This window comes from Streptomyces curacoi (genome assembly GCF_001513975.1).
GTDB lineage: Bacteria > Actinomycetota > Actinomycetes > Streptomycetales > Streptomycetaceae > Streptomyces > Streptomyces curacoi.
Genome location: NZ_KQ947993.1, coordinates 225,215 through 250,775 on the forward strand (window position 1 = coordinate 225,215; position 25,561 = coordinate 250,775).

26 protein-coding genes are annotated in these 25,561 nt (G+C 72.7%); 10 read left to right on the forward strand and 16 right to left on the reverse strand.

Translation table 11 applies throughout. The features are described 5' to 3' along the window. The first annotated feature begins 42 nt into the window (after positions 1-42). A complete protein-coding gene (locus tag AQI70_RS30945; protein WP_062155761.1) occupies positions 43-489 on the forward strand; it encodes an Lrp/AsnC family transcriptional regulator in 447 nt (148 codons plus the stop codon). On the opposite strand, the gene AQI70_RS30950 is transcribed toward AQI70_RS30945, so the two are convergent. Together AQI70_RS30950 and AQI70_RS30955 are read right to left on the reverse strand one after the other, a co-directional pair. Then, positions 483-3,473 (reverse strand): AAA family ATPase, encoded by a 2,991-nt coding sequence (locus AQI70_RS30950; protein ID WP_062155762.1) that lies wholly within the window; start codon positions 3,471-3,473, stop codon positions 483-485. The two genes, AQI70_RS30945 and AQI70_RS30950, sit on opposite strands and share 7 nt — an antisense overlap. Beyond that, complete coding sequence (locus AQI70_RS30955; RefSeq protein ID WP_062155763.1) at positions 3,470-4,633, reverse strand: exonuclease SbcCD subunit D; 1,164 nt, start codon at positions 4,631-4,633, stop codon at positions 3,470-3,472. The genes AQI70_RS30950 and AQI70_RS30955 overlap by 4 nt, the downstream gene beginning before the upstream one ends. Positions 4,634-4,844: 211 nt before the next feature. Here AQI70_RS30955 and AQI70_RS30960 point away from each other — a divergent pair, with 211 nt between their 5' ends. After that, on the forward strand, positions 4,845-5,117 hold the full coding sequence (locus AQI70_RS30960; protein ID WP_062155764.1) for a hypothetical protein: 273 nt from the start codon (positions 4,845-4,847) through the stop codon (positions 5,115-5,117). A gap of 285 nt (positions 5,118-5,402) precedes the next feature. Here the strand turns inward: AQI70_RS30960 and AQI70_RS30965 are convergent, their stop codons facing one another. Genes AQI70_RS30965 through AQI70_RS30975 form a run of 3 tightly spaced genes read right to left on the reverse strand, consistent with a single transcriptional unit; the run spans position 5,403 to position 7,374 of the window. Continuing rightward, entirely contained in the window at positions 5,403-6,029 is a 627-nt protein-coding gene (locus AQI70_RS30965; RefSeq protein WP_062155765.1) for a YigZ family protein, read from the reverse strand. A gap of 47 nt (positions 6,030-6,076) precedes the next feature. Further along, a complete protein-coding gene (locus tag AQI70_RS30970) occupies positions 6,077-6,619 on the reverse strand; it encodes a SixA phosphatase family protein (protein WP_062155766.1) in 543 nt (180 codons plus the stop codon). Continuing rightward, positions 6,616-7,374 (reverse strand): hypothetical protein, encoded by a 759-nt coding sequence (locus AQI70_RS30975; RefSeq protein ID WP_062155767.1) that lies wholly within the window; start codon positions 7,372-7,374, stop codon positions 6,616-6,618. Before AQI70_RS30975 ends, AQI70_RS30970 begins: the two co-directional genes overlap by 4 nt. Before the next feature lie 204 nt (positions 7,375-7,578). On the opposite strand from AQI70_RS30975, the gene AQI70_RS30980 reads away from it, so the two are divergent. Both AQI70_RS30980 and AQI70_RS30985 read left to right on the forward strand, forming a co-directional pair. After that, positions 7,579-8,028, forward strand: coding sequence for a CoA-binding protein (locus AQI70_RS30980; protein ID WP_062155768.1), 450 nt, complete (start codon positions 7,579-7,581; stop codon positions 8,026-8,028). A 49-nt stretch (positions 8,029-8,077) separates the two neighbouring features. Further along, the gene (locus tag AQI70_RS30985; protein ID WP_062155769.1) at positions 8,078-9,301 is read left to right on the forward strand and encodes a 4-hydroxybenzoate 3-monooxygenase; all 1,224 of its coding nucleotides are present in this window, start codon (positions 8,078-8,080) and stop codon (positions 9,299-9,301) included. A gap of 58 nt (positions 9,302-9,359) precedes the next feature. On the opposite strand, the gene AQI70_RS30990 is transcribed toward AQI70_RS30985, so the two are convergent. Beyond that, positions 9,360-9,719, reverse strand: coding sequence for an ArsR/SmtB family transcription factor (locus AQI70_RS30990; RefSeq protein WP_062155770.1), 360 nt, complete (start codon positions 9,717-9,719; stop codon positions 9,360-9,362). Positions 9,720-9,781: 62 nt separating this feature from the next. On the opposite strand from AQI70_RS30990, the gene AQI70_RS30995 reads away from it, so the two are divergent. Continuing rightward, complete coding sequence (locus tag AQI70_RS30995; RefSeq protein ID WP_062155771.1) at positions 9,782-10,963, forward strand: cation diffusion facilitator family transporter; 1,182 nt, start codon at positions 9,782-9,784, stop codon at positions 10,961-10,963. A 4-nt stretch (positions 10,964-10,967) separates the two neighbouring features. Here AQI70_RS30995 and AQI70_RS31000 read toward each other — a convergent pair whose 3' ends face one another. Next, positions 10,968-11,528 (reverse strand): YbaK/EbsC family protein, encoded by a 561-nt coding sequence (locus AQI70_RS31000; protein ID WP_062155772.1) that lies wholly within the window; start codon positions 11,526-11,528, stop codon positions 10,968-10,970. Positions 11,529-11,571: 43 nt separating this feature from the next. Further along, entirely contained in the window at positions 11,572-12,144 is a 573-nt protein-coding gene (locus tag AQI70_RS31005) for a helix-turn-helix domain-containing protein (protein ID WP_004002888.1), read from the reverse strand. A 106-nt stretch (positions 12,145-12,250) separates the two neighbouring features. Between AQI70_RS31005 and AQI70_RS31010 the strand changes: the two genes are divergently transcribed. Then, a complete protein-coding gene (locus AQI70_RS31010) occupies positions 12,251-13,108 on the forward strand; it encodes an EamA family transporter (RefSeq protein WP_062155773.1) in 858 nt (285 codons plus the stop codon). A 1-nt stretch (position 13,109) separates the two neighbouring features. Here AQI70_RS31010 and AQI70_RS31015 read toward each other — a convergent pair whose 3' ends face one another. Continuing rightward, on the reverse strand, positions 13,110-13,907 hold the full coding sequence (locus tag AQI70_RS31015; RefSeq protein ID WP_062155774.1) for an acyltransferase: 798 nt from the start codon (positions 13,905-13,907) through the stop codon (positions 13,110-13,112). 109 nt (positions 13,908-14,016) lie between these two features. On the opposite strand from AQI70_RS31015, the gene AQI70_RS31020 reads away from it, so the two are divergent. Beyond that, positions 14,017-14,547, forward strand: a complete 531-nt coding sequence (locus AQI70_RS31020) for a gamma carbonic anhydrase family protein (RefSeq protein ID WP_062155775.1) — start codon at positions 14,017-14,019, stop codon at positions 14,545-14,547. Positions 14,548-14,639: 92 nt separating this feature from the next. Here the strand turns inward: AQI70_RS31020 and AQI70_RS31025 are convergent, their stop codons facing one another. The 3 genes from AQI70_RS31025 to AQI70_RS31035 all read right to left on the reverse strand — a co-directional run bounded on the left by AQI70_RS31025 (position 14,640) and on the right by AQI70_RS31035 (position 18,983). Continuing rightward, positions 14,640-15,284, reverse strand: coding sequence for a DedA family protein (locus tag AQI70_RS31025; protein ID WP_062155776.1), 645 nt, complete (start codon positions 15,282-15,284; stop codon positions 14,640-14,642). Between the two features lie 72 nt (positions 15,285-15,356). Then, positions 15,357-16,913: a carboxylesterase/lipase family protein gene (locus tag AQI70_RS31030; RefSeq protein WP_244181902.1), complete on the reverse strand. Its 1,557-nt coding sequence runs from the start codon at positions 16,911-16,913 to the stop codon at positions 15,357-15,359. A gap of 186 nt (positions 16,914-17,099) precedes the next feature. Beyond that, complete coding sequence (locus AQI70_RS31035; protein WP_244181904.1) at positions 17,100-18,983, reverse strand: RICIN domain-containing protein; 1,884 nt, start codon at positions 18,981-18,983, stop codon at positions 17,100-17,102. Positions 18,984-19,342: 359 nt separating this feature from the next. Here AQI70_RS31035 and galU point away from each other — a divergent pair, with 359 nt between their 5' ends. Further along, positions 19,343-20,290: a UTP--glucose-1-phosphate uridylyltransferase GalU gene (galU, locus tag AQI70_RS31040; protein ID WP_062155779.1), complete on the forward strand. Its 948-nt coding sequence runs from the start codon at positions 19,343-19,345 to the stop codon at positions 20,288-20,290. Between the two features lie 125 nt (positions 20,291-20,415). Here the strand turns inward: galU and AQI70_RS31045 are convergent, their stop codons facing one another. Beyond that, positions 20,416-20,853 carry a DUF4442 domain-containing protein gene (locus AQI70_RS31045; protein ID WP_062155780.1) on the reverse strand — a complete coding sequence of 146 codons (438 nt, stop codon included), beginning with the start codon at positions 20,851-20,853 and terminating at the stop codon, positions 20,416-20,418. Positions 20,854-20,875: 22 nt separating this feature from the next. On the opposite strand from AQI70_RS31045, the gene AQI70_RS39285 reads away from it, so the two are divergent. Together AQI70_RS39285 and AQI70_RS31050 are read left to right on the forward strand one after the other, a co-directional pair. Continuing rightward, complete coding sequence (locus AQI70_RS39285; RefSeq protein WP_159042712.1) at positions 20,876-21,064, forward strand: hypothetical protein; 189 nt, start codon at positions 20,876-20,878, stop codon at positions 21,062-21,064. An 84-nt stretch (positions 21,065-21,148) separates the two neighbouring features. Continuing rightward, entirely contained in the window at positions 21,149-22,414 is a 1,266-nt protein-coding gene (locus AQI70_RS31050) for an MFS transporter (protein WP_425264646.1), read from the forward strand. On the opposite strand, the gene AQI70_RS31055 is transcribed toward AQI70_RS31050, so the two are convergent. The 3 genes from AQI70_RS31055 to AQI70_RS31065 all read right to left on the reverse strand — a co-directional run bounded on the left by AQI70_RS31055 (position 22,376) and on the right by AQI70_RS31065 (position 25,554). Then, positions 22,376-23,221: a spermidine synthase gene (locus AQI70_RS31055; RefSeq protein WP_062155782.1), complete on the reverse strand. Its 846-nt coding sequence runs from the start codon at positions 23,219-23,221 to the stop codon at positions 22,376-22,378. The two genes, AQI70_RS31050 and AQI70_RS31055, sit on opposite strands and share 39 nt — an antisense overlap. A 118-nt stretch (positions 23,222-23,339) precedes the next feature. Continuing rightward, the gene (gene tuf / locus AQI70_RS31060; protein ID WP_062155783.1) at positions 23,340-24,509 is read right to left on the reverse strand and encodes an elongation factor Tu; all 1,170 of its coding nucleotides are present in this window, start codon (positions 24,507-24,509) and stop codon (positions 23,340-23,342) included. Between the two features lie 322 nt (positions 24,510-24,831). Continuing rightward, on the reverse strand, positions 24,832-25,554 hold the full coding sequence (locus AQI70_RS31065) for a DNA alkylation repair protein (RefSeq protein WP_062155784.1): 723 nt from the start codon (positions 25,552-25,554) through the stop codon (positions 24,832-24,834). Between the last annotated feature and the right edge of the window lie 7 nt (positions 25,555-25,561).

Sequence of the window (25,561 nt, forward strand, 5' to 3'; positions counted from 1 at the left end):
CTCCTCTTGATCGGCCCGGGATTCCCCTGCTAATCCTCGCCCATGACCGCATATTCCCCGGACGCCACCGACTGGCGCATCCTCGACGTCCTCCAGCGCGAGGGCCGCGCCAGCTTCGCCGAGCTGGCCCGTGCCGTCTCCATGTCCGCGAGCGCCGTCACGGAGCGGGTGCGGCGGCTGGAGGAGGCCGGCGTCATCCAGGGGTACGCGGCGGTCGTGGACCCCGAGCGGCTGGGGCTGCCGATCCTGGCCTTCGTGCGTCTGCGCTACCCGAACGGCAACTACAAGCCCTTCCACGACCTGGTCGCCGCCACGCCCGAGATCCTGGAGGCCCATCACGTCACCGGCGACGACTGCTTCGTGATCAAGGTCGCGGTGCGCTCGATGCGGCATCTGGAGGAGGTGTCCGGCAAGATCGGCGCGCTGGGCTCGGTGACGACGAGCGTCGTCTATTCGTCACCGCTCCCCCGGCGCCCCCTCGCTCAGTGACCCCGCTGCCGCAGCACCGACCCCGATCTGCCCTTCACGACCTCCAACTGCGCGTGGATCCGCCGCCGCAGATCGGCGACATGGCTGACGATCCCGACGCTGCGGTCGCGCTCGCGCAGTGAGTCGAGCACGTCCAGCACCTCGTCGAGGGTCTGGTCGTCGAGGCTGCCGAAGCCCTCGTCGATGAAGAGGGTGTCGAGGCGGACCCCGCCCGCCTCGTCGGTGACGACGTCCGCGAGGCCGAGCGCGAGCGCGAGCGAGGCGAAGAACGTCTCACCGCCCGACAGCGTCGCCGTGTCCCGCTCCCGCCCGGTCCAGGCGTCGACGACGTGCAGCCCGAGCCCGCTGCGGCCACGGCCGGTCCGGTCGTCGGAGTGCACCAGGGTGTAACGGCCGGACGACATGCGCTGCAGCCGTACGGTCGCGGCGGCGGCGACCTGTTCGAGGCGGGCCGCCAGGACGTACGACTCCAGGCGCATCCTGCGTCCGTTGTCCGCCGAGGTGCCCGCGGTGAGGGCGGCCAAGCGGGCCACCCGGTCGTACTCCTCGCGCAGCGGGGCGAGCCGGCGCACGGCGGCGGCCGCTCGCGCGGACAGCCGGTCGAGCTCGGTGCAGCGGCGGGTGGCCGCGTCGCGTGCGGAGGCGGCGTCGCGGGCCCGCTGGGTCGCCGTGGCCTGCGCCCGCTCCGCGGACACGACGTCGGCGGGCGGCTGCTGCGCGGCGGCCACGGTGTCGGCCTCGGCGAGGACGGCGCGTACGGCCGCCTCCTCGGACTGCCAGGCGTCCAGCCGTCGTTGCAGCTCGCGGTGGGCGGCGTCGTCGAGGAGCGCGGCGGCAGCGGCCTGCGGGGTGTCGAAGCCCGCGCGGAAGGCGGCGTCGGCCAGGCGGGCGTCGGCGTCCTTGAGCCGCTGGGCGGTGTCCTCGGCGGCGCGCGCGGTGTCGGCGGCGTCGGTGAGCAGCGCGACCTGCCGCTCCAGCTGCGCGGCCCGCGCGGCCACGCTGTCGGCGCTGCCGCGGGCCTGGGCCAACTCCGCTTCCAGTGCGGCCCTCTCGCGGTCCAGCCGCTCGCGGTGGCCGACCCGGGAGGCGGATCTCACGGCCGCCTGCTGCCGGTCCGCGGACCGCCGCTCGTACTCCGCCTCGGCCCGGCGCAGCTCCTCCTGGGCCGGGTGCAGGACAGACGCGTCCCGGCGGGCCTGCGTATAGAGACGCTCCAACTCCTCACGTTCCGCGGCGAGTTGCTCGGTCGGCGCGTCTCCGGCCTCGGCGGTGGCGGCGGCCAGCGCCTCTCGTACGACGCCCAGCCGCTGTTCCCGCTCGGTGCGGCGTTCCTCCGCCTGCTGGTAGGCGGCCAGCGCTCGCTCCTCCGCCTCCCGGTCCACGTGCCCGGCGTCCTTGCGGGCGGGGGCGGGGTGGTCGGTGGCACCGCAGACCGCACAGGGTTCGCCGTCCTTCAGCTGGGCGGCCAGTTCGGCGGCGATGCCGTTCAGGCGCCGTTCCTTGACGTCGAGCCAGTGGGCCTTGGCCGCGAGGACCCGCTCCTGTGCGAGACGGGTCTGTTCGGCGGCCGATTCCGTGTCACCGGCCAGCTGGTCGCGCAGCCGTGCGGCATCGAGCCGCTGCTGGGCGGGCTCACGCCGTACGGCGAGTTGCTCGGCTCGGGTCGCGGCCTCCTGGGCGGCTTCGATGCGGGTCTGGAGCGCGGCACGGCTCTGCTCCCACCCGGCGAGCCAGTCCTCGGCGTCCTGCAACAGGTCCTCGTCGGCGCGTTGCTGACGGCCCAGTTCCTCGCGCTCGTCGACGAGTGCGGCCAGCCGCTGCTCGGTGCGGCGGGCGGACTCCAGTCCGCCCAGTTCCTCGGCGGCCCTGCGCGCGGCGGCGGCGAGTCCGGCGGCGCCCTCCCCCACCAAGGTCTCCGGCAGCAGTCCACGCGCGCGTGCCTCGGCTGCGGCCGCCCGCCGGTGCTCCGCCTCGGCGGCCTCACGCAACTCCAGTGCGGGAGCCACGGCCTCCGCCTTACGGGCCCGCTCCATCCGGGTCTGTGCCTGCCGGTAGCCCTCCGCGCGCTGCTCCAGCAGCGCGGCCCGCTCCCGCGCCTCGGCGAACCGCCGCTGCAGCCGGGCCACTTCGCGTACGTCGGCCAGCGCGCGGTCGGCGGCGGCCTGGGCGGACTCCGCGGCCAGCAGGCGGCTGTGGGCGACGGTCAGCTGTTCGCGGGCGGCGCTGCGGGCGATGGCGGCGGCGCCGAGGACGGCGTCGGCCAGGCCCGGCTCCCCCGGTGCGAGACCGGGCAGCTCCATGAGGTCACCCGCCGCCTGCTGCATGCGGTGCGCGTCGGCCAGCAGCGCGGCGTCGCCGTCCCGCACCTGGGCCTCGGCCGCCCGGCGGCGCTCGGCGAGGCGCTTTTCGACCTCGGCGAAGCGCTGGGTGTCGAAGAGACGGCCGAGCAGTTTGCCGCGGGCCTCGGCGTCGGCGCGCAGGAAGCGCGCGAAGTCGCCCTGGGGCAGCAGCACGACCTGGCAGAACTGCTCGCGGCTCATGCCGAGCAGCTGGGTGATCTCCTCGCCGATCTCGTTGTGCGAACGGCTGAGGTCCTTCCACGCCCCCGCGGTCGCGTCGTACTCGCGCAGCCAGCTCTGGGCCTTGTCGACCGTCATGCCCTTGCCGCGCAGCTTCGGGCGCTCCCACGGCGGTTGCCGGGTGATCTCCAGCCGGCGTCCGGCGACGGTGAGTTCGAGGCGGACCTCCGTGCGGGTGCCGGCCGCGGCGTGGTCGCTGCGCAGGGTCATGCCCTGGCCGCTCTGCCGGGCGCCCGGCACGGAGCCGTAGAGCGCGTAGCAGACGGCGTCCAGGACGGAGGTCTTGCCGGCGCCGGTGGGTCCGTGCAGCAGGAAGAGCCCGGCCGTCGAGAGGGCGTCGAAGTCGACGGTCTGGGCGCCGCCGAAGGGCCCGAAGGCCGTCAGGTCGAGGCGATGGAGCCTCACCGGGCCACCTCCCGCACGGCGTCGTCGGCGCGCACGGCGTCGAACGCGTCCCGCAGCACGCCCTGTTCGTGCTCGTCGGGCCCGGCGCCGCGCACATGGGCCACGAAGTCCTCCGCGATCTCCTGGTCGCTCCTGCCCGCGAGGCGCTGCGCATAGGACACGTCGGGATCGTCCGGGGCCCGCTCGGGGTCGAAGACGAGGCTGAGCGTGTGCGGGAAGCGTTCGGCGAGGCGGGCCATGGGGTCCGCGGGGCGCACCGGGTCGGTGAGTGTCGCCTCCACCCAGGCCTCCTCGTGCCGCGCGAGCCCGGGATCGGCGAGCAGTTCCTCCAGCGTTCCCCGGATCCGGGCCAGCGCACGCGGCACCGGGCAGTCGACGCGCTCGGCGGTGACCGCACCGGCGGCGTCCAGGTCGACGAGCCACATGCTCTTGCGGTGGTCCGCCTCCGAGAAGGAGTACGGCAGCGGGGAGCCCGAGTAGCGGACGCGCTCGGTGATGGTCTGGCAGCCGTGCAGATGGCCCAGCGCCGCGTAGTCGACGCCCTCGAAGACACCGGCGGGTACCGCGGCGACCCCACCGACGGTGATGTCCCGCTCGCTGTCGCTGGCCTCGCCCCCGGTGACGAAGGCGTGCGCGAGGACGACCGAGCGTGTGCCACGCGTGCGTGTGGCGAGGTCGGCGCGGACCCGTTCCATGGCGGCGGCGAGTACGGCCTCGTGCCCGGCCTTCTCGACGCCGAACTCGTCCTTCACCAGGGCGGGTTCGAGATAGGGCAGTCCGTAGAAGGCCACGTCGCCGAAGTCGTCCTGCAGCACGACCGGCGTACCCGATGCCGACGGGTCGGTCCGCAGATGGATGCCCGCACGGCCGATCAGCCCCGCCCCCACGCCGAGTCGGCGCGCCGAGTCGTGGTTCCCGGAGATCATCACCGTGGGCACACCGAGGTCGGCGAGCCGGTGCAGGGCGTCGTCGAACAGCTCTACCGCGGCGAGCGGCGGCACGGCACGGTCGTACACGTCTCCCGACACGACCACCGCGTCCACACCGCGCTCCCGCACGGTCGTGACGAGGTGCCCGATGAACTCGGCCTGGGCACCGAGCATGCTGACCCGGTGGAACGCTCGGCCGAGATGCCAGTCGGAAGTGTGCAGAATTCTCATGAAATCGCCCTGATCTGCACGTTTACCCCTACTGCGCCTCTAAAACCAGCACGAACCAGCACAGGGCTCGCCGTCAAAACACCGGCCACGCTAACGCATGCCGCCCACTGATCCACCGCATACCTCAGATCAGCCTCGCAATGGAATGCTGCTGATCCCCCTCACAGGAACCACGTAGGAGTGCACTGTGCAGCGTCGACATCCTCTGGCCGTGCCGGCCGCTCTGGCCGCTCTGGCCTTCGCAGCCGGCTGCTCGCCCGGTGACGACGAGGCCAAGTCCTCAAGTCCCTCGACCCCCTCGGCCTCGGCAACGTCCGCGGACACCGGCTCGGCCCGCCTCACGGCCGAGGACAAGGCAGGCCAACCCCTGCAGGACACCTTCACCGTGACGCGGGAGAAGGGCACCTGGCACCTTGTGGTCTTCACACAGCAACCCGCCGAGGCAGGTAAGGAACCCGCCTCGACTGACAAGCCGAGTTCCTGACCGGTTTTTGGGGCGACCCGCACCCGTCGTGCCGCGCTCACCGCGTGGCCGGGCCGTTTCCCCCATGCGGCGGAGGCGACGCCATGGAGATCCACCTCACGGCGGAGTGCCGTTCCAGCCCCTGGGTGACGACACCCCATCTTCGGTCGCGCCCGCTGCATCCCGAACTCCATGACGTCAACCGCCGCAGCCGTCCTCACCCTTGAGCGGCACCGCTGAAGAGGCTCACTCAGCGCGCCTGACGGGCGCCGCATACGCCGGTTAGGCCCCTTTCAACCCGGGTCATCAGGCGTCGCCGTACGCTTCCCCGCCCAGCTCGAACCCGGCCGTGCCCGCCGTCACATCCGCCAGCCATGCCCGGAACGCCTCCACCTCGGCGTCCGGCAAGCCGACCTCGATGGTGACCGCCTCCCCGTACCGCACGTCCCGCACCTCGCGCCCGGTCGACCTCAGGTCGTTCTGTACCTTGCCGGCGCGCTGGTGGTCGACGGTCACGGTGGCCAGCCGGAAGCGGCGCTTGGTGAGGGTGCCGAGCGCGTCCAGCGCCTCGCCCACGGCTCCGCCGTACGCCCGGATCAGCCCGCCCGCCCCGAGCTTGACGCCGCCGAAGTAGCGGGTGACGACGGCGACGACGTACCGCGTGTCGCGGCGCAGCAGCATCTGGAGCATGGGCAGGCCCGCCGTGCCGCCCGGTTCGCCGTCGTCGCCGGCCTTCTGGATCGCGGCGTCGGCGCCGATGACGTAGGCCCAGCAGTTGTGGGTGGCGTCCGCGTGCTCCTTGCGGACGGCGGCGATGAAATCCTGGGCCTCCTGTTCGGTGGCCGCCGGAGCGAGCGCACAGATGAAGCGTGAGCGGTTGACCTCGGTCTCGTGCACGCCCGCGTGGGCGACTGTGCGGTACTCGTCCTGCATCGGGCCAGCCTATGCGCAGCGCCCGCAGCCGCCCGCGCGGGAGACCCTCACTTCTTCTTGCCCCGCGCCACCATCACGTCCGTGAGCAGCGCCGTGCCGGGCGCGAGGGCCCGCCAGGTGGTGCCGTACCAGGCCAGCACGGCGATCGCCGAGGTCGGGAACTTCGTACGGACCTTCTCCAGCGCGTCGTCGAGGCCTTGCCCGGCGAGTTCGAGGACGAGCTCCTCCAGGCCGGGGTTGTGCCCGACCAGGAGCAGCGTTCCGACCTCGGGGGGCACCTCGTGCACGACCGCCAGCAGGTCGTGGACGTCCGCGGCGTACAGCCGCGGATCGTGCCGCACCGGCGGCGGTGTGCCCCACTGGGCTGAGGCCAGTTCCCAGGTGGCACGCGCGCGTGCGGCGGTGGAGCACAGGGCGAGGTCCGGCAGGCAGTCGGCGTCGGCGAGCATCCGGCCCGCGACGGGGGCGTCCCGGCGGCCGCGGGGGGCGAGCGGGCGCTCGTGGTCGGCGACGCCGTCCGGCCAGGCGGACTTGGCGTGCCTGAGGACGACCAGCCGGCGCAGCGGGCCCGCCCCCATACGCGCGCTCACTCCGGGGTTCCCAGGTCGTGGGTGAGGTCGAGGCCGAGGAGGCGGTCGGCGTAGGCGTACGTCTCGAAACGGGCGCCGTCCGGCAGGTCCGGCGCGCTCTCCACCCAGCGTAGGACGCCGAGAACGCCGGGTACGTCGAGGTCGTCCTCCCAGGCGGTACGGAGCTCTGCCCGCACCTCATCGGGGATGGGCCGCGACGGCTGCTGCGCCCAGGCGGCGACGGCGCGCCGCCAGCGTACGAGGGTGTCGTGGGCGTCGGTCAGGGCACCCGCGTCGAGCCGTACAGGCACGCCTGCGCGCCGGGAGAGCAGCGCGAGGCGCAGGGCCGCGGGGTCGGCCTCCTCGGGGGGCGCCTCCGCGTGCACGGGCGCGACGGCGACCCGGACGGCGTCGGGTTCCGCGCCGCCCTCGCGCACGACATGGATGACCTGCGCCTCGCCCAGTCCCGAGGCGGCGTCCCGGCCGTCCTCGAAGGGCCGGATCCCCAGGGCGGCGGCGCCGGCCCGGAGCTCCGCCTGCTGTCGTTCCTCGTCGAGCAGCGCCCAGACGGGTGTGCCGCCGAGCTCCAGGGCGCGGACGAGGAGGTCGGCGACCAGCAGTACCCGCAGGGCGGTGACGTCGAAGCCTTCCGCATGCGCCTCGATGCGGGTCAGGCCACGGCGGGCGGGCGCGGCGTCGACGGGTTCGCCGGTTCGGGCGTCGGTGATGCGCAGCACGGAGCGAGCGTAGGCGGACGGGCGGTCGTCCGCAGCCATCCGGCCCGCTTTCGGGACAGGAGTCGGGGGCGGGCTTCCGAGGAACCGTGGGGTGACGGCGGCTGGGCGGGGAATCCTCGCCGGGGAATCAGGGAATTGGGGAATCGGGGAATCGGGGAATCGGGGAATCTTCGGGAGGCGTCGGCCGTTGGAGTCGGTACGGGAGACAGACGGCGGGTTGTACGAGGCACGAGGAGGCCGGCGGTGTACGGCGACGAGGCAGTGGTCCGCAAGATCCTCACCGAACTCGGCGGCACCTGGGCCATCGTGGGCCTGTCGTCCAACCAGCGGCGGGCGGCGTACGGCGTCGCCGATGTCCTTCAGCGCTACGGCAAGCGCATCGTGCCCGTCCACCCGAAGGCGGAGACGGTCCACGGCGAGCAGGGCTACGCCTCCCTGGCGGACATCCCCTTCGACGTGGACGTGGTCGACGTCTTCGTGAACAGCGACCTCGCGGGCCCGGTCGCCGACGAGGCGGTCGCCAAGGGCGCCCGGGCGGTCTGGTTCCAGCTGGACGTCATCGACGAGGCGGCGTACGAGCGCACCCGCGCGGCGGGCCTGGAGATGGTGATGGACCGCTGCCCGGCGATCGAGATACCGCGCCTGGGCCAGCCGAGGCGGAGGTCAGCCGGGTTCCGGTCCGCCGAGCGGTGAGGCCCCCGGAAGCCTCCCCTCCCCCAGTGGCGGCCTCCATAATGCTCGGGTGACTTCCACCACCCCCCACCCCAACTCCGGTGTCCCGCAACGCTTTCCCGTCGTCATCGTGGGCGCCGGACCGGCCGGTCTCACCATCGGCAACATCCTGCGGGCGGCGTCCGTCGACTGTCTGGTCCTGGAGACCGAGACACGCCAGTTCATCGAGCAGCGACCGCGCGCCGGGGTCCTGGAGGAGGGGGCCGTCCGCGGACTCCAGCGGCGGGGCCTCGCGGACAGTCTGCTGGAGCGGGCACAGCGGCACACCGAGTGCGAGTTCCGGTTCGGCGGGGAGCGCTACCGCTTCGAGTATGCGGAACTGACGGGGGTTCACCACTGGGTCTATCCACAGCAGTTCCTGGTGACGGACCTGGTGCGCGAGTACGCGGACGTGCGCGGCGGAGCCATACGCTTCGGCGTGCGGGACGTGGAGCTGCACGACCTCGACACCGACCGCCCCTCGGTGTCGTACACCTGCCCGCGGACGGGTCGACGCGAGGTCGTGCCCTGCGACTTCGTCGCCGGCTGCGACGGGGCGCGCGGGGTGACCCGCACCGTACTGACCGCCGACCGCGCCCATATCTCCCGCAGCGACTACGGCATCGGCTGGCTTGCGCTGCTCGCCGAGGCGCCGCCGTCCGCCGACTGCGTTCTGTTCGGCATGCATCCGCGCGGTTTCGCCGGGCACATGCCGCGCAGCGCCGAGGTGACCCGCTACTACCTCGAGTGCCCGCCCGGCGACGACCCGGAGAACTGGTCGGAGGACCGTGTCTGGACCGAGCTGCAGCAGCGGCTCGGGGCGAACGGGGCGCCGCCGTTGGCTGAGGGGCGGCTGATCGAGAAGCGCGTCCTCGACATGCACAACTACGTGGTCGAGCCCATGGTGTTCGGCCGTCTCTTCCTGGCCGGCGACGCCGCCCACCTCACCGCCCCCATCGCCGCCAAGGGCATGAACCTCGCCCTGCACGACGCCTTCCTCCTCGGTGACGCACTCGTCGCGCACCTGACGAAGGGCGACGGCACCGGTCTGGACGGCTACTCGGAGGCCTGTCTGGGCCGGGTGTGGGACTACCAGGGGTTCTCCCACTGGCTCTCCGAGGTCTACCACGGCACATCCTCGGGCGACCCCTACCGCGTGGGCACCACCCTCGCCCGGCTCCGCCGCATCTTCGGCTCCCCCACGGCGGCCATGGCGTTCGCGGAGCAGTACCTGGGCATGAACGCCGACTACTGACCACGCCCCATGAGCGGCGGCCTCGATGCCGGGCGGGCCGCGCACATCGACGTTCCCCTCAGTCGTGCAGGGGCCGGTCGCTGAGCCGGTGATCCGCCACATTCAGCGCCTCGTCGACAAGGCGGCGCAGATGACCGTCGCGGAGGGAGTAGATCACCCGGCGCCCCTCCTTGCGCGTGCTCACCAGACCCGCGAGCCGCAGCCGTGCCAGATGCTGACTGACGGCGGGCCGGGCCGCGCCGCAGGCCTCGGTGAGTGTCGTGACATCGGCCTCGCCCGCCGTCAGGGCGTGCAGCAGCGTGAGGCGGGTCCGGTCGCCGAGCAGGGCCAGGAGTTCGGCGGCGAGCGCGAACTGTTCCTCGCCGGGGGTGCGCGGATGCGCATCATGCGCAGGTGACAGGTGCATGCGTGCGCTCATACGCACATAATGGCGTCATGGGAGGCCACTCGTCCACTCCCGCACACCGGAAGGGGATCACCGTGAGCGACCGGCACGACCACGAGCATCACCACGCGCACGGACACGAGCACGGGCACGGAACTGGACACGGGCACGGGCACGGGCACGGCCATGGGCACGGCCACGGCCGCGGGGCAGGGAACGGACAGCAGCACGAGCACCTCGACGACCATTCCCACGCCCACCCTCACCCCCACTCCCAGCCCCACTCGACCACCCCCCTCCGCCACCGCCTCGCCCACCTCCTCAAACCCCACTCCCACGAGACGGCCGACAAGCTCGACTCCGCGCTCGAATCCTCGGCCCGCGGCATGCGCGCACTGTGGGTCTCGCTGGCGATCCTCGGCGTGACGGCACTCGCCCAGGCCGTCGTGGTGGTCGCCTCCGGGTCGGTGGCGCTGCTCGGCGACACGGTGCACAACACCGCGGACGCGCTGACCGCCGTACCGCTCGGGATCGCCTTCGTGCTGGGCCGCCGCGCGGCTACGCGCCGATTCACCTATGGCTACGGGCGGGCGGAGGATCTCGCGGGCATCGTCATCGTGCTGACGATCGCCGCGTCGGCGGCCTTCGCGGCGTGGACGGCGGTCGACCGCCTCCTCGACCCGCGGCCCGTGGAGCAGATCCCGGCCGTCGCCGTTGCCGCGCTCGTCGGGTTCGCGGGGAACGAGTGGGTGGCCCGCTACCGGATCCGGGTCGGCCGCGCGATCGGCTCGGCCGCGCTCGTCGCGGACGGCCTGCATGCCCGTACGGACGGATTCACCTCACTGGCCGTCCTGTTGAGCGCGGGCGGCGCGGCGCTGGGCTGGCAACTCGCGGACCCGATCGTGGGGTTGGCGATCACGGCCGCGATCACGCTGGTGCTGCGGGACGCGGCGCGCGAGGTGTTCCGGCGTGTGATGGACGCCGTGGACCCGGCTCTGGTGGACCGGGCCGAGCGGGCGCTTCGGCAGGTCGCGGGGGTGCGCGAGGTGGGCGAGTTGCGGCTGCGCTGGATCGGGCACCGGCTGCGCGCCGAGGTGGCGGTCGTGGTGGACGGCGAAGTGACGGTACGTGAGGCACACGCCATCGCCGTCGACGCCGAGCACGCCCTGCTGCACGCCGTGCCCCGGCTCACCGCGGCCCTGGTCCACGCCGATCCGGCACCGGTGCCGGGCGAGGCGGATCCGCACCTGGCCCTCGCCCACCACACGGCGGCCTGAGGCGTCAGACGGCGACGCCCAGCCCCTCCAGTACGACCGCCCCCGGCAGCTCCGCGAACGCCTTCCCCGGCACCAGCAGCTTGCCGCGCCGGCGTCCGCTGCCGACCAGGACGTACGGCAGGTCGACGACGGCCGAGTCCACCAGCAGCGGCCAGCCCTCGGGCAGTCCGATCGGGGTGATGCCGCCGTACTCCATACCGGTCTCGCCGGTCGCCGTGTCCATCGAGGCGAACGACGCCTTGCGGGCGCCCAGCTGGCGGCGTACGGCGCCGTTGACGTCGACGCGGGTGGTGGAGAGCACGACGCACGCGGCCAGCGTCGTCTCGCCGCCGCGCTTGCCCGCGACGACCACGCAGTTCGCGGACTGTTCGAGCAGTTCCTGTCCGTAGTGCTGCACGAAGACGGCGGTGTCGGCCCACTGCGGATCGGTCTCGACGTAGAGCAGCTGGTCGGCGAGGACGCTGCCGTGCCAGTGGCGTACGGCGTCGGCGACCGGGCGGGTGAGTTCGTCGAGGCAGTCGGGGGCGGGGGTGGCGTGGTCGAAGCGTCCGATGGGTGCGTCCATGAGCGCACGCTAACAGGGCGGCCGGGGCCGCGGGCCGGGCGTCTCAGTGCACTAGCGGGACCGAGACCGTCAGCGTCATCTCCATCGGGACGTCGCCCTGATTGGCGTAGGTGTGCGGGGCGTTGGCGTCGAAGGTGACGCTGGAACCGGCCGGGACGCGGTACTCCACGCCCTCGACGGTGAGGGTCAGTTCGCCCGCCGTGACATGGGCGATCTCGACCGTGCCGACGGGGTGCGGGTCGGATCCGCTGCTGTCGCCCGGCATCAGCTTCCAGTCCCACATCTCCAGCGGGCCGGGCGCCTCCGTGCCCGCGAGGAGCCGGCTGTAGCTGCCGGCCTCGGTGTGCCACAGCCGGACCACCTGCTCGGGCGGGACGACGCGGACCTTCGGGCCCTGCTCGTAGTCGAGGAGGGTGGTGATGCTGACCCCGAGCGCGTCGCCGATCTTGACGACGGTGCCGAGGCTCGGGTTCGTGCGGGCCTGTTCGATCTGGATGAGCATGCCGCGGCTGACCCCGGCACGCGCGGCCAGCGTGTCCAGGGTGAAGCCGCGCTCGGTGCGCCAGCGCTTGACGTTGCGCGCCAGGGACTGGGTCAGCAGTTCGAGGTCCGACACATTCCATCCACAAGGTGAGGCCAATATTCTGGATGACAGAGTTCAACTCACTGCACTACGGTGAGGTGCACCTGATCGTGCACCGAACTGTACTGCGAGGCGACCCGTGACAGCACTCTTCGCCCTGGCCACCAGCCTGCTGTGGGGGCTGGCCGACTTCGGCGGCGGACTGCTGACCCGGCGCACCCCGGCTCTCACGGTGGTCGTCGTCTCGCAGACGATCGCCGTGGCCGTGCTCGGCGTGATCGTGGTGGCCACCGGCGGCTGGAGCGAGGCAGGTCCCCAGTTGTGGTTCGCGGTGGCCGCCGGGCTGGTGGGCCCGGTCGCCCTGATCTGCTTCTACAAGGCGCTCGCGCTGGGCCCGATGGGCGTGGTCTCCCCGCTCGGCACCGTGGGCGTGGCCGTGCCGGTCGGGGTGGGCCTCCTTCTCGGCGAGCGGCCCGGCCTGGTGCAGGTCGTGGGGATCGCGGTCGCCGTGCTCGGTGTCGTACTCGCGGGCGGACCGCAGTTGCGGGGCGCCCCCGTGCAGCGGCAGACCATCCTGCTCACGCTGGTCGCGGCCTTCGGCTTCGGCACGGTGTTCGCCCTGATCGCGGAGGCGTCCTCCACCGTCAACGGTCTGTTCCTCGCGCTCTTCGTACAGCGCCTGGTCGAGGTGCCGACGGGCGGCCTCGCGCTGTACGCCTCCGTGCGGCGGGGCCGCGCCGCCCTCCCGGACGACGGTTTCCCCTGGCGCTCCCTGCCGGCGCTCGCCTTCGTCGGCCTCGCCGATGTCGCGGCGAACGGTACCTATGTGGTCGCCGCCCAGCGCGGCCCGGTCACCGTGGCCGCCGTCCTGGCCTCGCTCTACCCGGTGGTGACCGCCCTGGCCGCGCGCGGCTTCCTCAGGGAGCGGTTGCGGACCGTGCAGGCGGCGGGTGCGGGGCTGGCGCTGGTGGGCACGGTGCTGCTGGCGGCCGGCTGACTCAGGACTCAGCGTCGAGCTCGGCGAGCCGAGCGACCGCCTTCTCGTCCAGCTCCGCCAGCTTCGCCGCCGTCTCCTCGTCCAGGTCGGCCAGCGCCTGCAGCTGCTCGGGCGTGATCCCGTCGGGGATCGGCACCGGCGCCGGGGTGCGCAGCGGCGGCTGCCAGCCGTCGTCGGGCGTCCAGCGCCGTACGACACGGGCGGGCGCCCCCGCCACCACGGCATGGTCGGGCACCACGCCCCGGACCACCGCACCGGCCGCGACCACCACGTTCCGCCCGATCCGCGCGCCCGGCAGGATCACCGCCCCGGTGCCGATCCAGCACCCCGGGCCGATCTCGACCGGCTCCATCCGCGGCCACTGCTTGCCTATGGGCTCGTGCGGATCGTCGTAGGAGTGGTTCGTGGACGTGACGTAGACATACGGCCCGAAGTAGCAGTCGCTGCCGATGGTGACGGTCGTGTCGGCGATGACATGGCTGCCGCGGCCCAGCACGACGCCGTCCCCGATGCGCAGGATCGGCTCCGGGCCGAGGTCCAGGTCGGGCATCAGACCGGCCGTCAGCGTCACCTGCTCGCCGACGATGCAGTGGGAGCCGAGGTGGATCCAGGGTTCGCCGAAGACGGTGCCGAGCGGGAAGGCGAGGCGGGTGGCTTCGCCGATCGAGCCGAAGCGGAAGCGGCCGGGGTGGTCGGCCGTCACCGAACCCGTGCGCTGCAGCCAGGCCCAGCCGGCGTGGACGGCGCGTTGCGCGAGGCTGCGCCGCCAGGACGAGAACGTGTTCTTGCGCTTGGGCACCCGCTTACCGTACTTACCGTGCGGCGCCCTCATGGGGTGTGGGGCCTGTGATCTTCGCCCTACCGGGTGGCGTAACGTGCCGATGTACCGCGGACGACGGGAGACGGTGATGACGCACAAGGCGCTGGTCAAGGGCATCGGTGGCAGGGAGCCGAAGATCGACGGGGAGGCGTTCGTGGCGCCCATGTCCACGGTGATCGGGGACGTGACGCTGGATGCGGGGGCGAGCGTCTGGTACGGGGCGGTGGTGCGCGGTGATGTGGAGCGGATCTCCGTCGGGGCCCAGTCCAATATCCAGGACAACTGCACGCTGCATGCCGATCCCGGTTTTCCGGTCAGCATCGGCGCGCGGGTGTCGGTCGGGCACAACGCCGTCGTGCACGGGGCGACCGTCGAGGACGACTGTCTGATCGGGATGGGGGCGACCGTGTTGAACGGGGCGGTGATCGGGGCGGGGTCCTTGGTGGCGGCGCAGGCGTTGGTGCCGCAGGGGATGCAGGTGCCGCCGGGGTCGCTTGTGGCGGGGGTGCCTGCGAAGGTGCGGCGGGAGCTGACCGAGGAAGAGCGTCAGGGCGTGACGCTCAACGGGACCATGTATGCCGAGTTGGCGAAGGCGCACCGGGAAGAGCACGGGGACTAGAGGTCGTACGCGGTTCTGCGGACCGGTGGTGGCTGGTCGCGCCCACGCGGCGGAGCCGCATGTCGATACAGCCCCGCCCCCCTCAAGGCGTTTCAGTCCCCGGCGCCGACCGGTTCCGGCTCCCGGTGTGCCGTCTGGGCGTTCTTCGCCTTGCGCTTGATGATCAGCATCGACGTGAGGCCGATCAGGACCGCAGCCACCAGGCCCAGCCACGAGAAGCGCTTCAGCCAGGACTCGGCGACCACGCCCACGTAGTAGATCACCGCGGTCGTGCCGCCCGCCCAGAGGATGCCGCCGAGGACGTTGGCGGTCAGGAACTTCCAGTACGGCATGCGCAGCACGCCGGCGAGGGGGCCCGCGAAGATGCGGAGGAGGGCGACGAAGCGGCCGAAGAAGACGGCCCACATGCCCCACTTCTGGAAGGACCGCTCGGCCGTGGCGATGTGGCCCTCGCTGAAGTGCTTGGGGAATTTCGCGCCCAGCCAGGCCAGGAGCGGACGGCCGCCCTTGCGGCCGATGGCGTAGCCGATGGAGTCGCCGATGATCGCGCCGGCGGTCGCGCAGGCACCGAGTACGAAGGGGTCGATCTCACCGTGCTGCGAGGCGAGCAGCGCCGAGGAGACCAGGATGATCTCGCCGGGCAGCGGGATGCCCAGGCTCTCCAGGCCGATGACCACGCCGACCAGCAGATAGATGGCGAGCGGGGGCACCGTTTCGAGCCATTCCTGGACGTGCAACGCCGCTTCCTCCCATGTCCTGCACCGTGCGTTCCCGGCGCACGCTCGGCTGTGAGCGTGCGCCGGGGCAGCCTACCTGTTCTGTGTGACGGTCTCGGCGTCCCACAGGTTGCACTGGTGCTCACGGTGCACAGTGGCGCTCGGCACGTTCCCGCCGGCGGACGCGGTGCGCAGCGTCAGCGCCGTTCCGGGGCGGGCCGGCATCGCAGGCTGTCCCGTGGCACGCGGCACCCCGTCCCGGACGAAGGAGCCCCAGTACTGGATCATCTGGCGCGCCAGCGTCCGCTGCTCGGCGTTCAGCGGTGACACCAGACCGAAGTGCTTGAAGAGGTACTGCACCTCGTTGACGTGGGTCGCGCCGAAGTCGAAGCCCGTGCCGAGGTCGCGCAGGGAGGCGAAGGGCGGGGAGGTGCGGTCGGCGAACTCGTACGCGTAGACCCGGCCGCGTCCGGCGAGCGTGCCGTCGAGGCGGAGCGCCGGGCAGGCGAACAGCTGGTCGCCCTGGGCGGTGGCGTAAGCGATCGTCGGCGAGGGGTAGGACGACAGGGGGTAGCGGGCGAGCGCCTCGTCGCCGTATTCCGCCCGCATGACCGTGGGGTACTGCTCGGCGGTGAGCGGGGTGCCGTTCAGGTCGAAGCGGGCGAAGGCGAACAGCCGGCCCTCGTCCTGGTTGGCCCCGTTCATGACCGGCACACCCACGGCGGCCCCCCGTGCGAACGCCTCCCGAGGCTGCCTCGGCAGGAAGTCGCCGCCGGTCACCGGCGCCCAGTCGAAGCCGCCCTGCGCCGCCAGGATCTCCGCGGCCGGCTTGGCGCGCAGACAGGCCAGGTCGGCGCAGCCCAGCTGCCGCGCGAAAGCGGCGCCCTGCGCCACGGCCGTCGAGTGCGTCCGGGCAGCGCAGTCGCCGTAGGCCCCGCTCTGGATGATCCCCGCCCGGAACAGCCCCTTCGCCTGCGGCGAGGCCAGCTGTGTACAGACCGAGCGGCCGCCCGCGGACTCGCCCGCGATGGTCACCCGGCCCGGATCGCCGCCGAAGCGGCCGATGTTGGCGCGCACCCAGCGCAGCGCGGCCTGCTGGTCGAGCATGCCGAAGTTGCCGGAGACCCCGTCGCGCGCCTCGTCGTCGAGGGCGGCCGTGGCGAGGAAGCCCATCGCCCCCAGGCGGTAGTTGACGGTCACGACCACCGTGCCGGTCTGCCGGGCGAAGGTGTCGGGGACGACGTCCTGCCCGGCCCCCGCGGTGAGCCCGCCGCCGTGGAACCAGACCAGGACCGCCCGGCGGGCGGCGCCTTCGGGGACGTACACGTTGAGGTCGAGACAGTCCTCGGTGTGGCTGGGCCGCTCGTAGCCGGGGTCCCAGCTCGCCGCCTGCACACACTTGTCGCCGAAGTCCTGCGCCGAGCGCACTCCTTGCCAGGGCCGGACCGGCCGCGGCGCCTTCCAGCGGAGCTTTCCGACGGGTGGTTCGGCGTACGGGATGCCGAGGAACTGGCGTCCCTCGGCGGTGGTTTCACCCCGTACCCAGCCCGTGTCCGTGCGGACGACAGGCGGGTCGGCGGCCTGTGCGGGTAAGGGAGCGACGAGCGCGGCCGCGAGGGCCGTCAGCGCGACGGACATACGACGTATCACCGGTCCACCTCCACAGTCGTGCGCATGGGACAGCACTGGCGCGGCGGGGAAACTAGGGGCGGGGGTGACTCGTGTCAACGATGTGAACAAGGTGAATGAGAAACGTCCGAATGACACCGGGAAACGAAGGAGGGGCCACCCGGCGGGTGGCCCCTGACCCACGGGGTGGCCCCTGACCAGCGGGGACTAGCGGGGTGGCCCCTGACTGGCGGAGGGCGGAGTCGCCGCCGTCACGGCGGTGCCGACGGCGGCGGGAACGGGGGCCGGTACCTCGGCCGGCAGGGGCGCGACGACGTCGACGGGCGTGGCGGGTTCTGCCGCGTCGTCGGAGTCGGCCTGGACGTACCGCGTCTCGTACTCCGGCTCCGGTTGCTCGTCCGACCGGTCCGGCTCGTGCCGCGGGGGCTCGGCGGCGGGCGGCTCGGGGACGGCGGCGTCCGGGGCGTCGCGCCCGGGCTGGGGCTCGGGTGCCGCTGTCGCGGCGTCCTCCTGCGCTCCCTGTCCATCCCGCTTCTCCCCCTCTTTCCTCTCGCGGTTCGTCTCGCGTTTCGTCTCGGGTTGCGTCCCGGCCGCGTCGGTGAGCCCGCCGTCGAGCAGCCAGCGCTGCGCCTCGGACCCGTCCCGTTCGGCGACGACCACGCTCGCGCCCGTCCCGCACGCGACGGCCCGCCCCTCGGTGCCGCGCGGCAGAAGCTCCCCGTGGACGGTGAGGTCGTAGCGCACCTCACCGGCGTGCGCGAGGCAGTTGGCCAGGACGACCGTGCCCTCGCCGGGGTCGGCATCGAGGCAGAGGGTGGGGTCGGCGGCGCTGCGCAGCAGGCCGTTCTCCTGATACGACCACTGCTGGGACGCGGCGGACGCGCACTGCGCCAGCTCGGCTTCAGCGCCGGTGCGGACCTCGCCGTCGCGCAGGTCCAGGCACAGGCCGCGGTCGAGGTTGCGGAGCCTGCCCTGGGCGATCCCGACGGGCTCCTCGGCCGAGGCGGCCGACGGCGATCCCCCGGACGAGGGCGGGGACACGGCGCCCGGGTGGACGGTCCTGCCGCTGGGCGCGCCCCACGTGGCCCGCGGGTCGGGGCCGCCGTCCTCCTCGGACCAGCCCCTGGCGGTGAGCACGGTCACGAGCAGGGCGAGGGAGGTCAGACCGACACCCACGGCGACGGCCTTCGCGCGCCCGCGCGGCGAGGGGAGAGGCGCCGGGCGGTGCCGGCCGCCGTGCCGCGGGCGGGCGGCCGGCGCCGAGCCGGAGCCGCCGCGCCCGGACCGGGAGTCGAGATAGCGCCGGGCGCCCCAGCCGAGCACGGTCTCGGCGAGCAGCACTTCCAGACCGCCCTCGAAATGGCTGAGCTGCTCGGCGGCATGGCGGCAGTAACGGCACTCCATCAGATGTTGTTGCACATCGGGCAACAAGGCCCCGCCCCGGCGAATGGGGACATCGAGGAGGCGGTTGTAGTAGCGGCATTCCCGGGTGGGCGCGAGTTCCCGGTGGGCACGGACGCAACCCGCCCGGAATTGCTCACGGACCCTCTCCAGCGCCGCCGACGCGGTGCCGGTGTCCACGCCCAGCAGACCGGCGGTTATGGTTATCGGCTCCGCTTCGACCTCCGTGTGCCAGAGGAGGCATTGCGAGGCCCCGGGCAGCGCCCGGAATGCGCGCTCGGCGATGTGCCGCCTTTCGGGCGTCACGGACCGGGCGGCGCGCAGCCCGCGCGCGCCGGTCGGTTTGCCGAGTTCCGGCAACAGGGCGGAAATGGCGTCGTCCGCCGCCCAGTCCTTGACCAGTTCCCGTACGGCGGTGAGGAGTTGGGGGCGCAGTGCGCCGTCGGCGGGTCGGCCGAGCACTCGATGGAACGCCGCGGCGGCCACCATGGAGGCCGAACTCGCCGTGGACACAAGGCAGATGGACGCGTAGTCGTGGGTGGCACGCCAGTGCCGCGCCAGCAGCAGCGCGACGGCGTGGGCGTCCGCCCCGGCTTTGCCGAGGGTCGCGAGGAGATCACGGTCGGATGGTCCGGGGCTCGCCCCGGGGCGTGGCGGGTACGGCGGTCGTGGGGGGTAAGGGGATTGCACTGAACCATTTCCTTCCCGGCCGAAGGACGGCATGGGGAATGCGCGCCCGTCGGAAAGCAGGTGCCTGATTGGTGCATACCTGGGCCGCGTCGGCTGTGAACCGGCCATCGGGCCGCTCACTTTCGCACAAGCGACGCACAGGAAACAAGAAGTTCGAGTGACCGACGTTCAAAAAGCGAGAAATTCAAATAGGTTACCGGCGGTATCCGTACCCGCCTTCGAAATTGTGCCCGGCGAGGCGTCAAGTTGTGTGCAGGCAAAGACGATCGGTCCACGGAATCTCCAATTCCGCATGACGCACAGCGAGCTCCGAGGTTTCTCTCGGCGTGCTCTCATCCCCGTACACCAGCATGAGCCGCATGATCGTCCCCCACGCGACACCCACCCCCGCTGCGCCCCGTGCGGTCCGCAAGGCGGTCGTCCCGGCCGCGGGACTCGGCACCCGGTTCCTGCCCGCGACGAAGGCGACATCGAAGGAGATGCTGCCGGTCGTCGACAAGCCGGCCATCCAGTACGTCGTCGAGGAGGCCGCGGCGGCCGGGCTCGACGACGTCCTGATGATCACCGGCCGGCACAAGCGGGCGATCGAGGACCACTTCGACCACGCCTTCGAGCTGGAGCAGGCGCTCACCGCCAAGGGCGACACCGTACGGCTGGACGCGGTACGCGACCCGGCCCGGCTCGCCGACATCCACCACATCCGCCAGGGCGACCCGCTCGGCCTCGGCCACGCGGTGCTGTGCGCCCGCCATCACGTCGGCGACCAGCCGTTCGCCGTGCTCCTGGGCGACGACCTCATCGACCCGCGCGAAACGCTGCTGAGCCGGATGCTGGAGGTCCGTGACCGCTACCAGGGCAGTGTGGTCGCCCTCATGGAGGTGCCCCCTGAGCAGATCCACCTCTATGGCTGCGCGGCCGTCGAACCGTCCGGTGAGGACGGCGTGGTCCGCGTCACGGGTCTGGTGGAGAAGCCGTCACGCGCGGACGCGCCGAGCCGCTACGCGGTCATCGGCCGCTATGTCCTCGACCCGGCCGTCTTCGGCATCCTGGAGCACGTCCCGCCCGGCCGCGGCGGCGAGATCCAGCTGACCGACGCGCTGCAGGAACTGGCGGCGGGCGGAACGGTCCACGGAGTGGTGTTCGACGGGCTGCGGTACGACACCGGCGACAAGGCGGACTATCTGCGCACGGTCGTACAGCTGGCCTGCGACCGGCCGGATCTGGGGCCGGAGTTCACGGCCTGGCTGAAGGAGTTCGCGGCCGGCCTTGAGGGCACCGGCGCGGAGCGGGGCCGGTTCGCGGCGTGAGCGCTCGCGGCCGGGGAACCGGCGGCCCGGACACCCGCGGCCAGGGCCGCCGGGGCCCCGGGGCCCACAGCCCGGACAAGCGAACAGGGGCCCGCACGGGGCCCCTGTTCGCTTCCGTGCCGGGCTCAGCCGTTCGGCCGCAGCGTCCAGACGACGGTCATCTCCCCGGTCACGGCCCCGTCGGCGCGCCGGATCTCGATCGCCACCGGGAACTCGGGCCGCTCCCCCGCGTCCAGCTGCGCGACGACCTCGGCGGCCGGGCGGCCGAGGGTCGCCGTGGCGGTGACCGGGCCCATGGCGAGCTTCTTGTAGGCGATGTCGGCGCGCACGGCGAGCGGCACGGCCCGCGAGAGCTGGTCACCGAACGCGGCCAGCACGATCGCGCCGCTGGCGGACTCCCCGAGCGTGAACATCGCACCGGCGTGCGGCCCGCCCACATGGTTGTGGTACTCGCTCTGATCCGGCAGAGCCACCACGGCCTTCTCCGGCGTGGTCTCCAGGAACTCGAGGTTCAGGGTCCGGGCCATGGGCACGGTGGCGGCGAGCATTTCGCCGATGGACATCTGGTCTGCGCTCATGGCCGCCATGTTACCCACGAGTAGGGTCGCGGAACAGGCCGATGTGACGAGCGTCGCCGCCACGGTCGCCGTCGCCGGGCGCCGGGACCTGCCGATCAACGCCACCGTGTACGCCGCCCATGACGGGCCGACGGGCCGAACCGCGGCACGGCGAACCTGCTCCATGGCCGGCGGACAGGCCCCATCGGGCCGGTGACCTGCAATTCGTTTGGCAAATCGAGGTGCGGGCGGCGATAGTCGGCCGGTGACTTCCGCCGCCGATCTCCGCCGCTCTTCCCGCATGCCCTCCTGGGCGGGCCGCAACTACAGCCTGCTGACCGCAGCGGCGTTCGTCACCAACCTCGGCAGTCACGGCGCGCTGATCGCCGCGGCGTTCGCGGTGCTGGAGGCGGGCGGCGACGGCGGTGACGTGGGTCTGGTGGCCGCCTCCCGCACGCTGCCCCTGGTGCTCTTCCTGCTGGTCGGCGGCGCCGTCGCGGACCGGCTCCCCCGGCACCGGGTGATGGTCGCGGCCAACGCGCTCAACTGTCTCTCCCAGGCCGCCTTCGCCGTGCTCGTCCTGGCCGGGGAGGCACAGCTGTGGCAGATGATGCTGCTGACCGCCCTCGGCGGCACCGGCCAGGCGTTCTTCAGCCCGGCGGCCGAGGGCATGCTGCTGTCGTCGGTCCGGGGGGAAGAGGCGAGCCGGGCGTTCGCCGTGTTCCGGATGGCGATGCAGGGCGCGGCGGTGGGCGGCGCAGCGCTCGGCGGTGCGATGGTCGCCGCGATCGGACCCGGCTGGGTGCTCGCGGCGGACGCGGCCGCCTTCGCCGTGGCCGGCGCGCTGCGGGCCTTCCTCGACGTCAGCGGCACCCCGCCCCGCGCTCCCGGTGGCGGCATGCTCGCCGATCTCCGGGACGGCTGGCGGGAGTTCGCCGGGCGGCCCTGGCTGTGGGGCATCGTCGTCCAGTTCTCCCTCGCGAACGCCGTCGTCAGCGCCGCCGACGCGGTCTACGGCCCCCTCGTCGCCCGGGACCACCTGGGCGGCGCCGGACCCTGGGGCCTGGCCCTGGGTTTCTTCGGCGCGGGCACGGTCGTCGGCGCCCTGCTGATGACCCGCTGGAAGCCACGCCGGCTGCTGCTCGCCGGCACCCTGTGCGTCTTCCCGCTCGCCCTCCCCTCCGCCGCGCTCGCCGTGCCGGTGCCGGCCACGGTCCTGTGCGCGGTGATGTTCCTGACCGGCGTGACGCTGGAGGTCTTCGGCGTCTCCTGGATGACCGCACTCCACCAGGAGATACCCGAGGACAAGCTGTCCCGGGTCTCCGCCTACGACTGGTTCGGCTCGGTCGCCCTGGTCCCGCTGGCCACGGCCCTGGCCGGCCCGGCGGAGGCCGCGTTCGGGCGCACGTCGGCGCTGTGGGGCTGTGCCGCGCTGGTGGTGGTCGTCACGGCCGCGGTCCTGTGCGTACCCGATGTCCGGAATCTACGCCGCCGTACCAAGCAGGTGGCCGCGAGGGGCGAGGTCGGTTCAGCCGATGCTGAAAGCGCCGTCGGGGGGCTCGGGTGACGGTACGGCGTCCTCGTCCCGCACCGGCCGCGCCCCGCCGATGAAGTCGCGCAGCCCCGGCCCGTGTTCGACCCGGGCCGGGAAGGCGTCGGAGGCGGTGAGCCGGGCCAGGGCGGCCGTGTCGAGGGGGTGATGGGCGGCGACGAGCACCGCGTTGCCGAACCGCCGCCCGCGCAGCACGCCCGGCTCGGCGATCAGCACGAGCTCTTCGAACAGCGAGGCGTACGTGGCGAGTTGGGAGCGCAGGAAGGCGAAGGGCGCGGCATCGGCGAGGTTGGCCAGGCAGACACCGCTCCCCCGCAGCACCCGCTCCACCTGACGGACGTACCCGATCGACGTCAGATGCGCCGGCACCCGGGACCCGCCGAAGACATCGGCGACGAGCACGTCGGCCGAGTCGTCCGGGGCCGCCTCCAGCCAGGCGCGGGCGTCGCCGGCGTGCAGCCGGATGCCGTCCCCGTCCGGGACCGGCAGATGTTCCTCGACCAGCTCCAGCAGCCCGCGGTCGGCCTCGACGACGTCCTGCCGTGAGCCGGGCCGGGTGGCCGCCAGATACCGGGGCAGGGTGAGCGCCCCGCCGCCGAGGTGCAGCGCGTCCAGGGCCCGCCCCGGCTCGGCGACGGTGTCGAGCACATGGCCGAGCCGGCGCGCGTACTCGAACTCCAGGTACGACGGCTCGTCCAGGTCGACGTACGACTGCGGGGCCCCGTCGACGGTCAGCAGCCACGCCCGGTTCCGATCGACGTCCGGCATCAGTTTGGCGATGCCGTAGTCGACGGACCGGGTGACGGGTACAGGTTCGCTCACCGTCCCATTGTGCCGCCGGGCGACCGGTCCGACGCCCGGAGGGGACGCGCCCCGGAGGGGCGGGGAACTGCGCGCCCAGCCACGACGGACCCGCAGTCCCCCACGAACCGTTCCCTCCTCATTCCACGGCCGTGACGGTTCCCGCTCCCACGGTCCGCCCGCCCTCGCGGATGGCGAATCCGAGCCCGGGCTCCAACGGAACCTCCCGCCCCAGCTCGACGGTCATGGTCACCGTCTCCCCGGGCCGAGCGACCGCCGCCCCGCCCAGGTCGATGTCCCCGACCACATCCGCCGTGCGGATGTAGAACTGCGGCCGGTACCCGCTGGCGACCGCCGTCGTACGACCGCCCTCACGCGCGGACAGCACATACACCTGCGCGGTGAAGCGCCGGCGCGGCACCACACTGTCCGGCGCGGCCACGACATGCCCCCGCCGGACGGCGTCCCGCGGAACTCCTCGCAGCAGCAGCGCCACGTTGTCCCCGGCCTGCGCCTCGTCCATCGGCTTGCCGAAGGTCTCCAGCCCGGTAACCACGCTCTCCAGCCCGGCCCCGAGCACGTCGACCCGGTCACCGACCCGCACAGTGCCCCGCTCGACGGCGCCGGTCACCACGGTGCCCCGGCCGGTGATGGTGAGCACGTTCTCCACGGGCAGCAGGAACGGTGCGTCCACATACCGCTCCGGCATCGGAACGTAGGTGTCCACCGCGTCGAGCAGCGCCTCGACCGACGCCGTCCACCTCGGGTCCCCCTCCAGCGCCTTCAGCCCCGAGACCCGTACGACGGGCGCGGCGTCGCCCCCGTAGCCGTGCTCGGTGAGCAGGTCGCGGACCTCCAGCTCAACGAGGTCGATGAGCTCCTCGTCGCCCGCGTCGGCCTTGTTGAGGGCGACGACGATGTGGTCCACGCCCACCTGCCGGGCGAGCAGCACGTGTTCGGCGGTCTGCGGCATGATCCCGTCGAGCGCGGAGACGACGAGGATCGCCCCGTCGAGCTGCGCGGCGCCGGTGACCATGTTCTTGACGTAGTCGGCGTGGCCCGGCATGTCGACGTGGGCGTAGTGCCGGGTGTCGGTCTCGTACTCGACGTGCGCGATGTTGATGGTGATGCCGCGCGCGGCCTCCTCGGGCGCCCGGTCGATGCGGTCGAAGGGGACGAAGGCGGAAGATCCGCGTGCGGCGAGGACCTTGGTGATGGCGGCCGTCAATGTGGTCTTGCCGTGGTCGACATGACCCATCGTGCCGATGTTCAGATGCGGTTTGGTGCGCACGTATGCCGTCTTGGGCATGGCTGTACCTCGAAGTCTCTGCGTAGGCGATGGGGACCCCAAGGAGGTGCCGACCCTCCCCCTGCGGGGTCCGCCGGTCGATCCGGAGAGGGTCAGCTTCGGGCGCCGTCGACGGCTGTCAGGAAGACCGGAACGGCAGCCTTCGGAGCATCCGCGACTGCGGATGCTGCGAGGACGAAGGCGTGCCGGAACATGGGATCGATCATCGCCGACGGCCCGCCCGGCGTCGAATGGTTTTCGCGGGGGCGGAGTTCGGCGGGAGGAGTCGGGCGGGAAGGTTCCGGGCGGGGGACTACGGGGCGAGCCTTAGTACGGGGCGGGCCTAAGCGCCGATGTTCTTCAAGGCCTCCCGCACCGACAGCGGCGCGAACCTCCCCCGCTCCCGCGCCAGGAAGGCCCTTACGGCCTCGGGGTCGGTCTTGGCGTACTCGCGCAGGCACCAGCCGATGGCCTTGCGGATGAAGAAGTCGGTGTGCCCGGACTGGCGCAGGCAGTAGGTGAAGAGGCGTTCGGTGTCGGTGCGTTCCTTGTAGCGCAGCTGGTGGAGCAGGGCCGTGCGGGCGACCCACAGGTTCTCGTCCACGATCCAGGCGTCCATGTCCGCCGTGAGCTTCGGGTCGGCCGCGACGAGGGCGCCGACGACATGTGCGGCGAGCGCGTCGACGGTGTCCCACCAGGAGACGGTCGTGATCAGCTGCCGGGCCACCGGCAGGAAGCCGGAGGAGCAGCGCCCGACGTGGCGGCGCAGATAGTCGACGGCGAAGTAGTGGTACTCGCGCTCGGGCAGTCGCCAGCAGCGCAGCGCGATGGCGGTGCAGTCGGCCTCGTCGGGGTGCGGGGTGCCCGCCAGGACGGTGCGGGACAGGGCGCGGCGCGCCGGGGTGGGGATGCCGAGGAAGGGGGCCACGTCCTTCACGTACGCCTGGGCGGCAGCGGCCCGCCGCGGGTCCGCCGCGGCGGCGTAGGTGGCGGTGAGCCGCTCCAGGACCGTGTCGGCCAGAACACTGCGCGGAACTTCGAACGTTCCCGCACCTGTGACGCTCATGAGACGA

What these genes read in the sequence shown, in the direction of transcription:
- tuf (WP_062155783.1), bottom strand. Translation starts at nt 24,509, where the DNA reads ATGCCCAAGACGGCATACGTGCGCACCAAACCGCATCTGAACATCGGC.
- AQI70_RS30975 (WP_062155767.1), bottom strand. Translation starts at nt 7,374, where the DNA reads ATGGCTGCGGACGACCGCCCGTCCGCCTACGCTCGCTCCGTGCTGCGC.
- AQI70_RS30965 (WP_062155765.1), bottom strand. Translation starts at nt 6,029, where the DNA reads ATGCAGGACGAGTACCGCACAGTCGCCCACGCGGGCGTGCACGAGACC.
- AQI70_RS31065 (WP_062155784.1), bottom strand. Translation starts at nt 25,554, where the DNA reads ATGAGCGTCACAGGTGCGGGAACGTTCGAAGTTCCGCGCAGTGTTCTG.
- galU (WP_062155779.1), top strand. Translation starts at nt 19,343, where the DNA reads ATGATCGTCCCCCACGCGACACCCACCCCCGCTGCGCCCCGTGCGGTC.
- AQI70_RS39285 (WP_159042712.1), top strand. Translation starts at nt 20,876, where the DNA reads ATGTTACCCACGAGTAGGGTCGCGGAACAGGCCGATGTGACGAGCGTC.
- AQI70_RS31045 (WP_062155780.1), bottom strand. Translation starts at nt 20,853, where the DNA reads ATGTCCATCGGCGAAATGCTCGCCGCCACCGTGCCCATGGCCCGGACC.
- AQI70_RS30955 (WP_062155763.1), bottom strand. Translation starts at nt 4,633, where the DNA reads ATGAGAATTCTGCACACTTCCGACTGGCATCTCGGCCGAGCGTTCCAC.
- AQI70_RS31020 (WP_062155775.1), top strand. Translation starts at nt 14,017, where the DNA reads ATGACGCACAAGGCGCTGGTCAAGGGCATCGGTGGCAGGGAGCCGAAG.
- AQI70_RS30945 (WP_062155761.1), top strand. Translation starts at nt 43, where the DNA reads ATGACCGCATATTCCCCGGACGCCACCGACTGGCGCATCCTCGACGTC.
- AQI70_RS31050 (WP_425264646.1), top strand. Translation starts at nt 21,149, where the DNA reads ATGCCCTCCTGGGCGGGCCGCAACTACAGCCTGCTGACCGCAGCGGCG.
- AQI70_RS30990 (WP_062155770.1), bottom strand. Translation starts at nt 9,719, where the DNA reads ATGAGCGCACGCATGCACCTGTCACCTGCGCATGATGCGCATCCGCGC.
- AQI70_RS31000 (WP_062155772.1), bottom strand. Translation starts at nt 11,528, where the DNA reads ATGGACGCACCCATCGGACGCTTCGACCACGCCACCCCCGCCCCCGAC.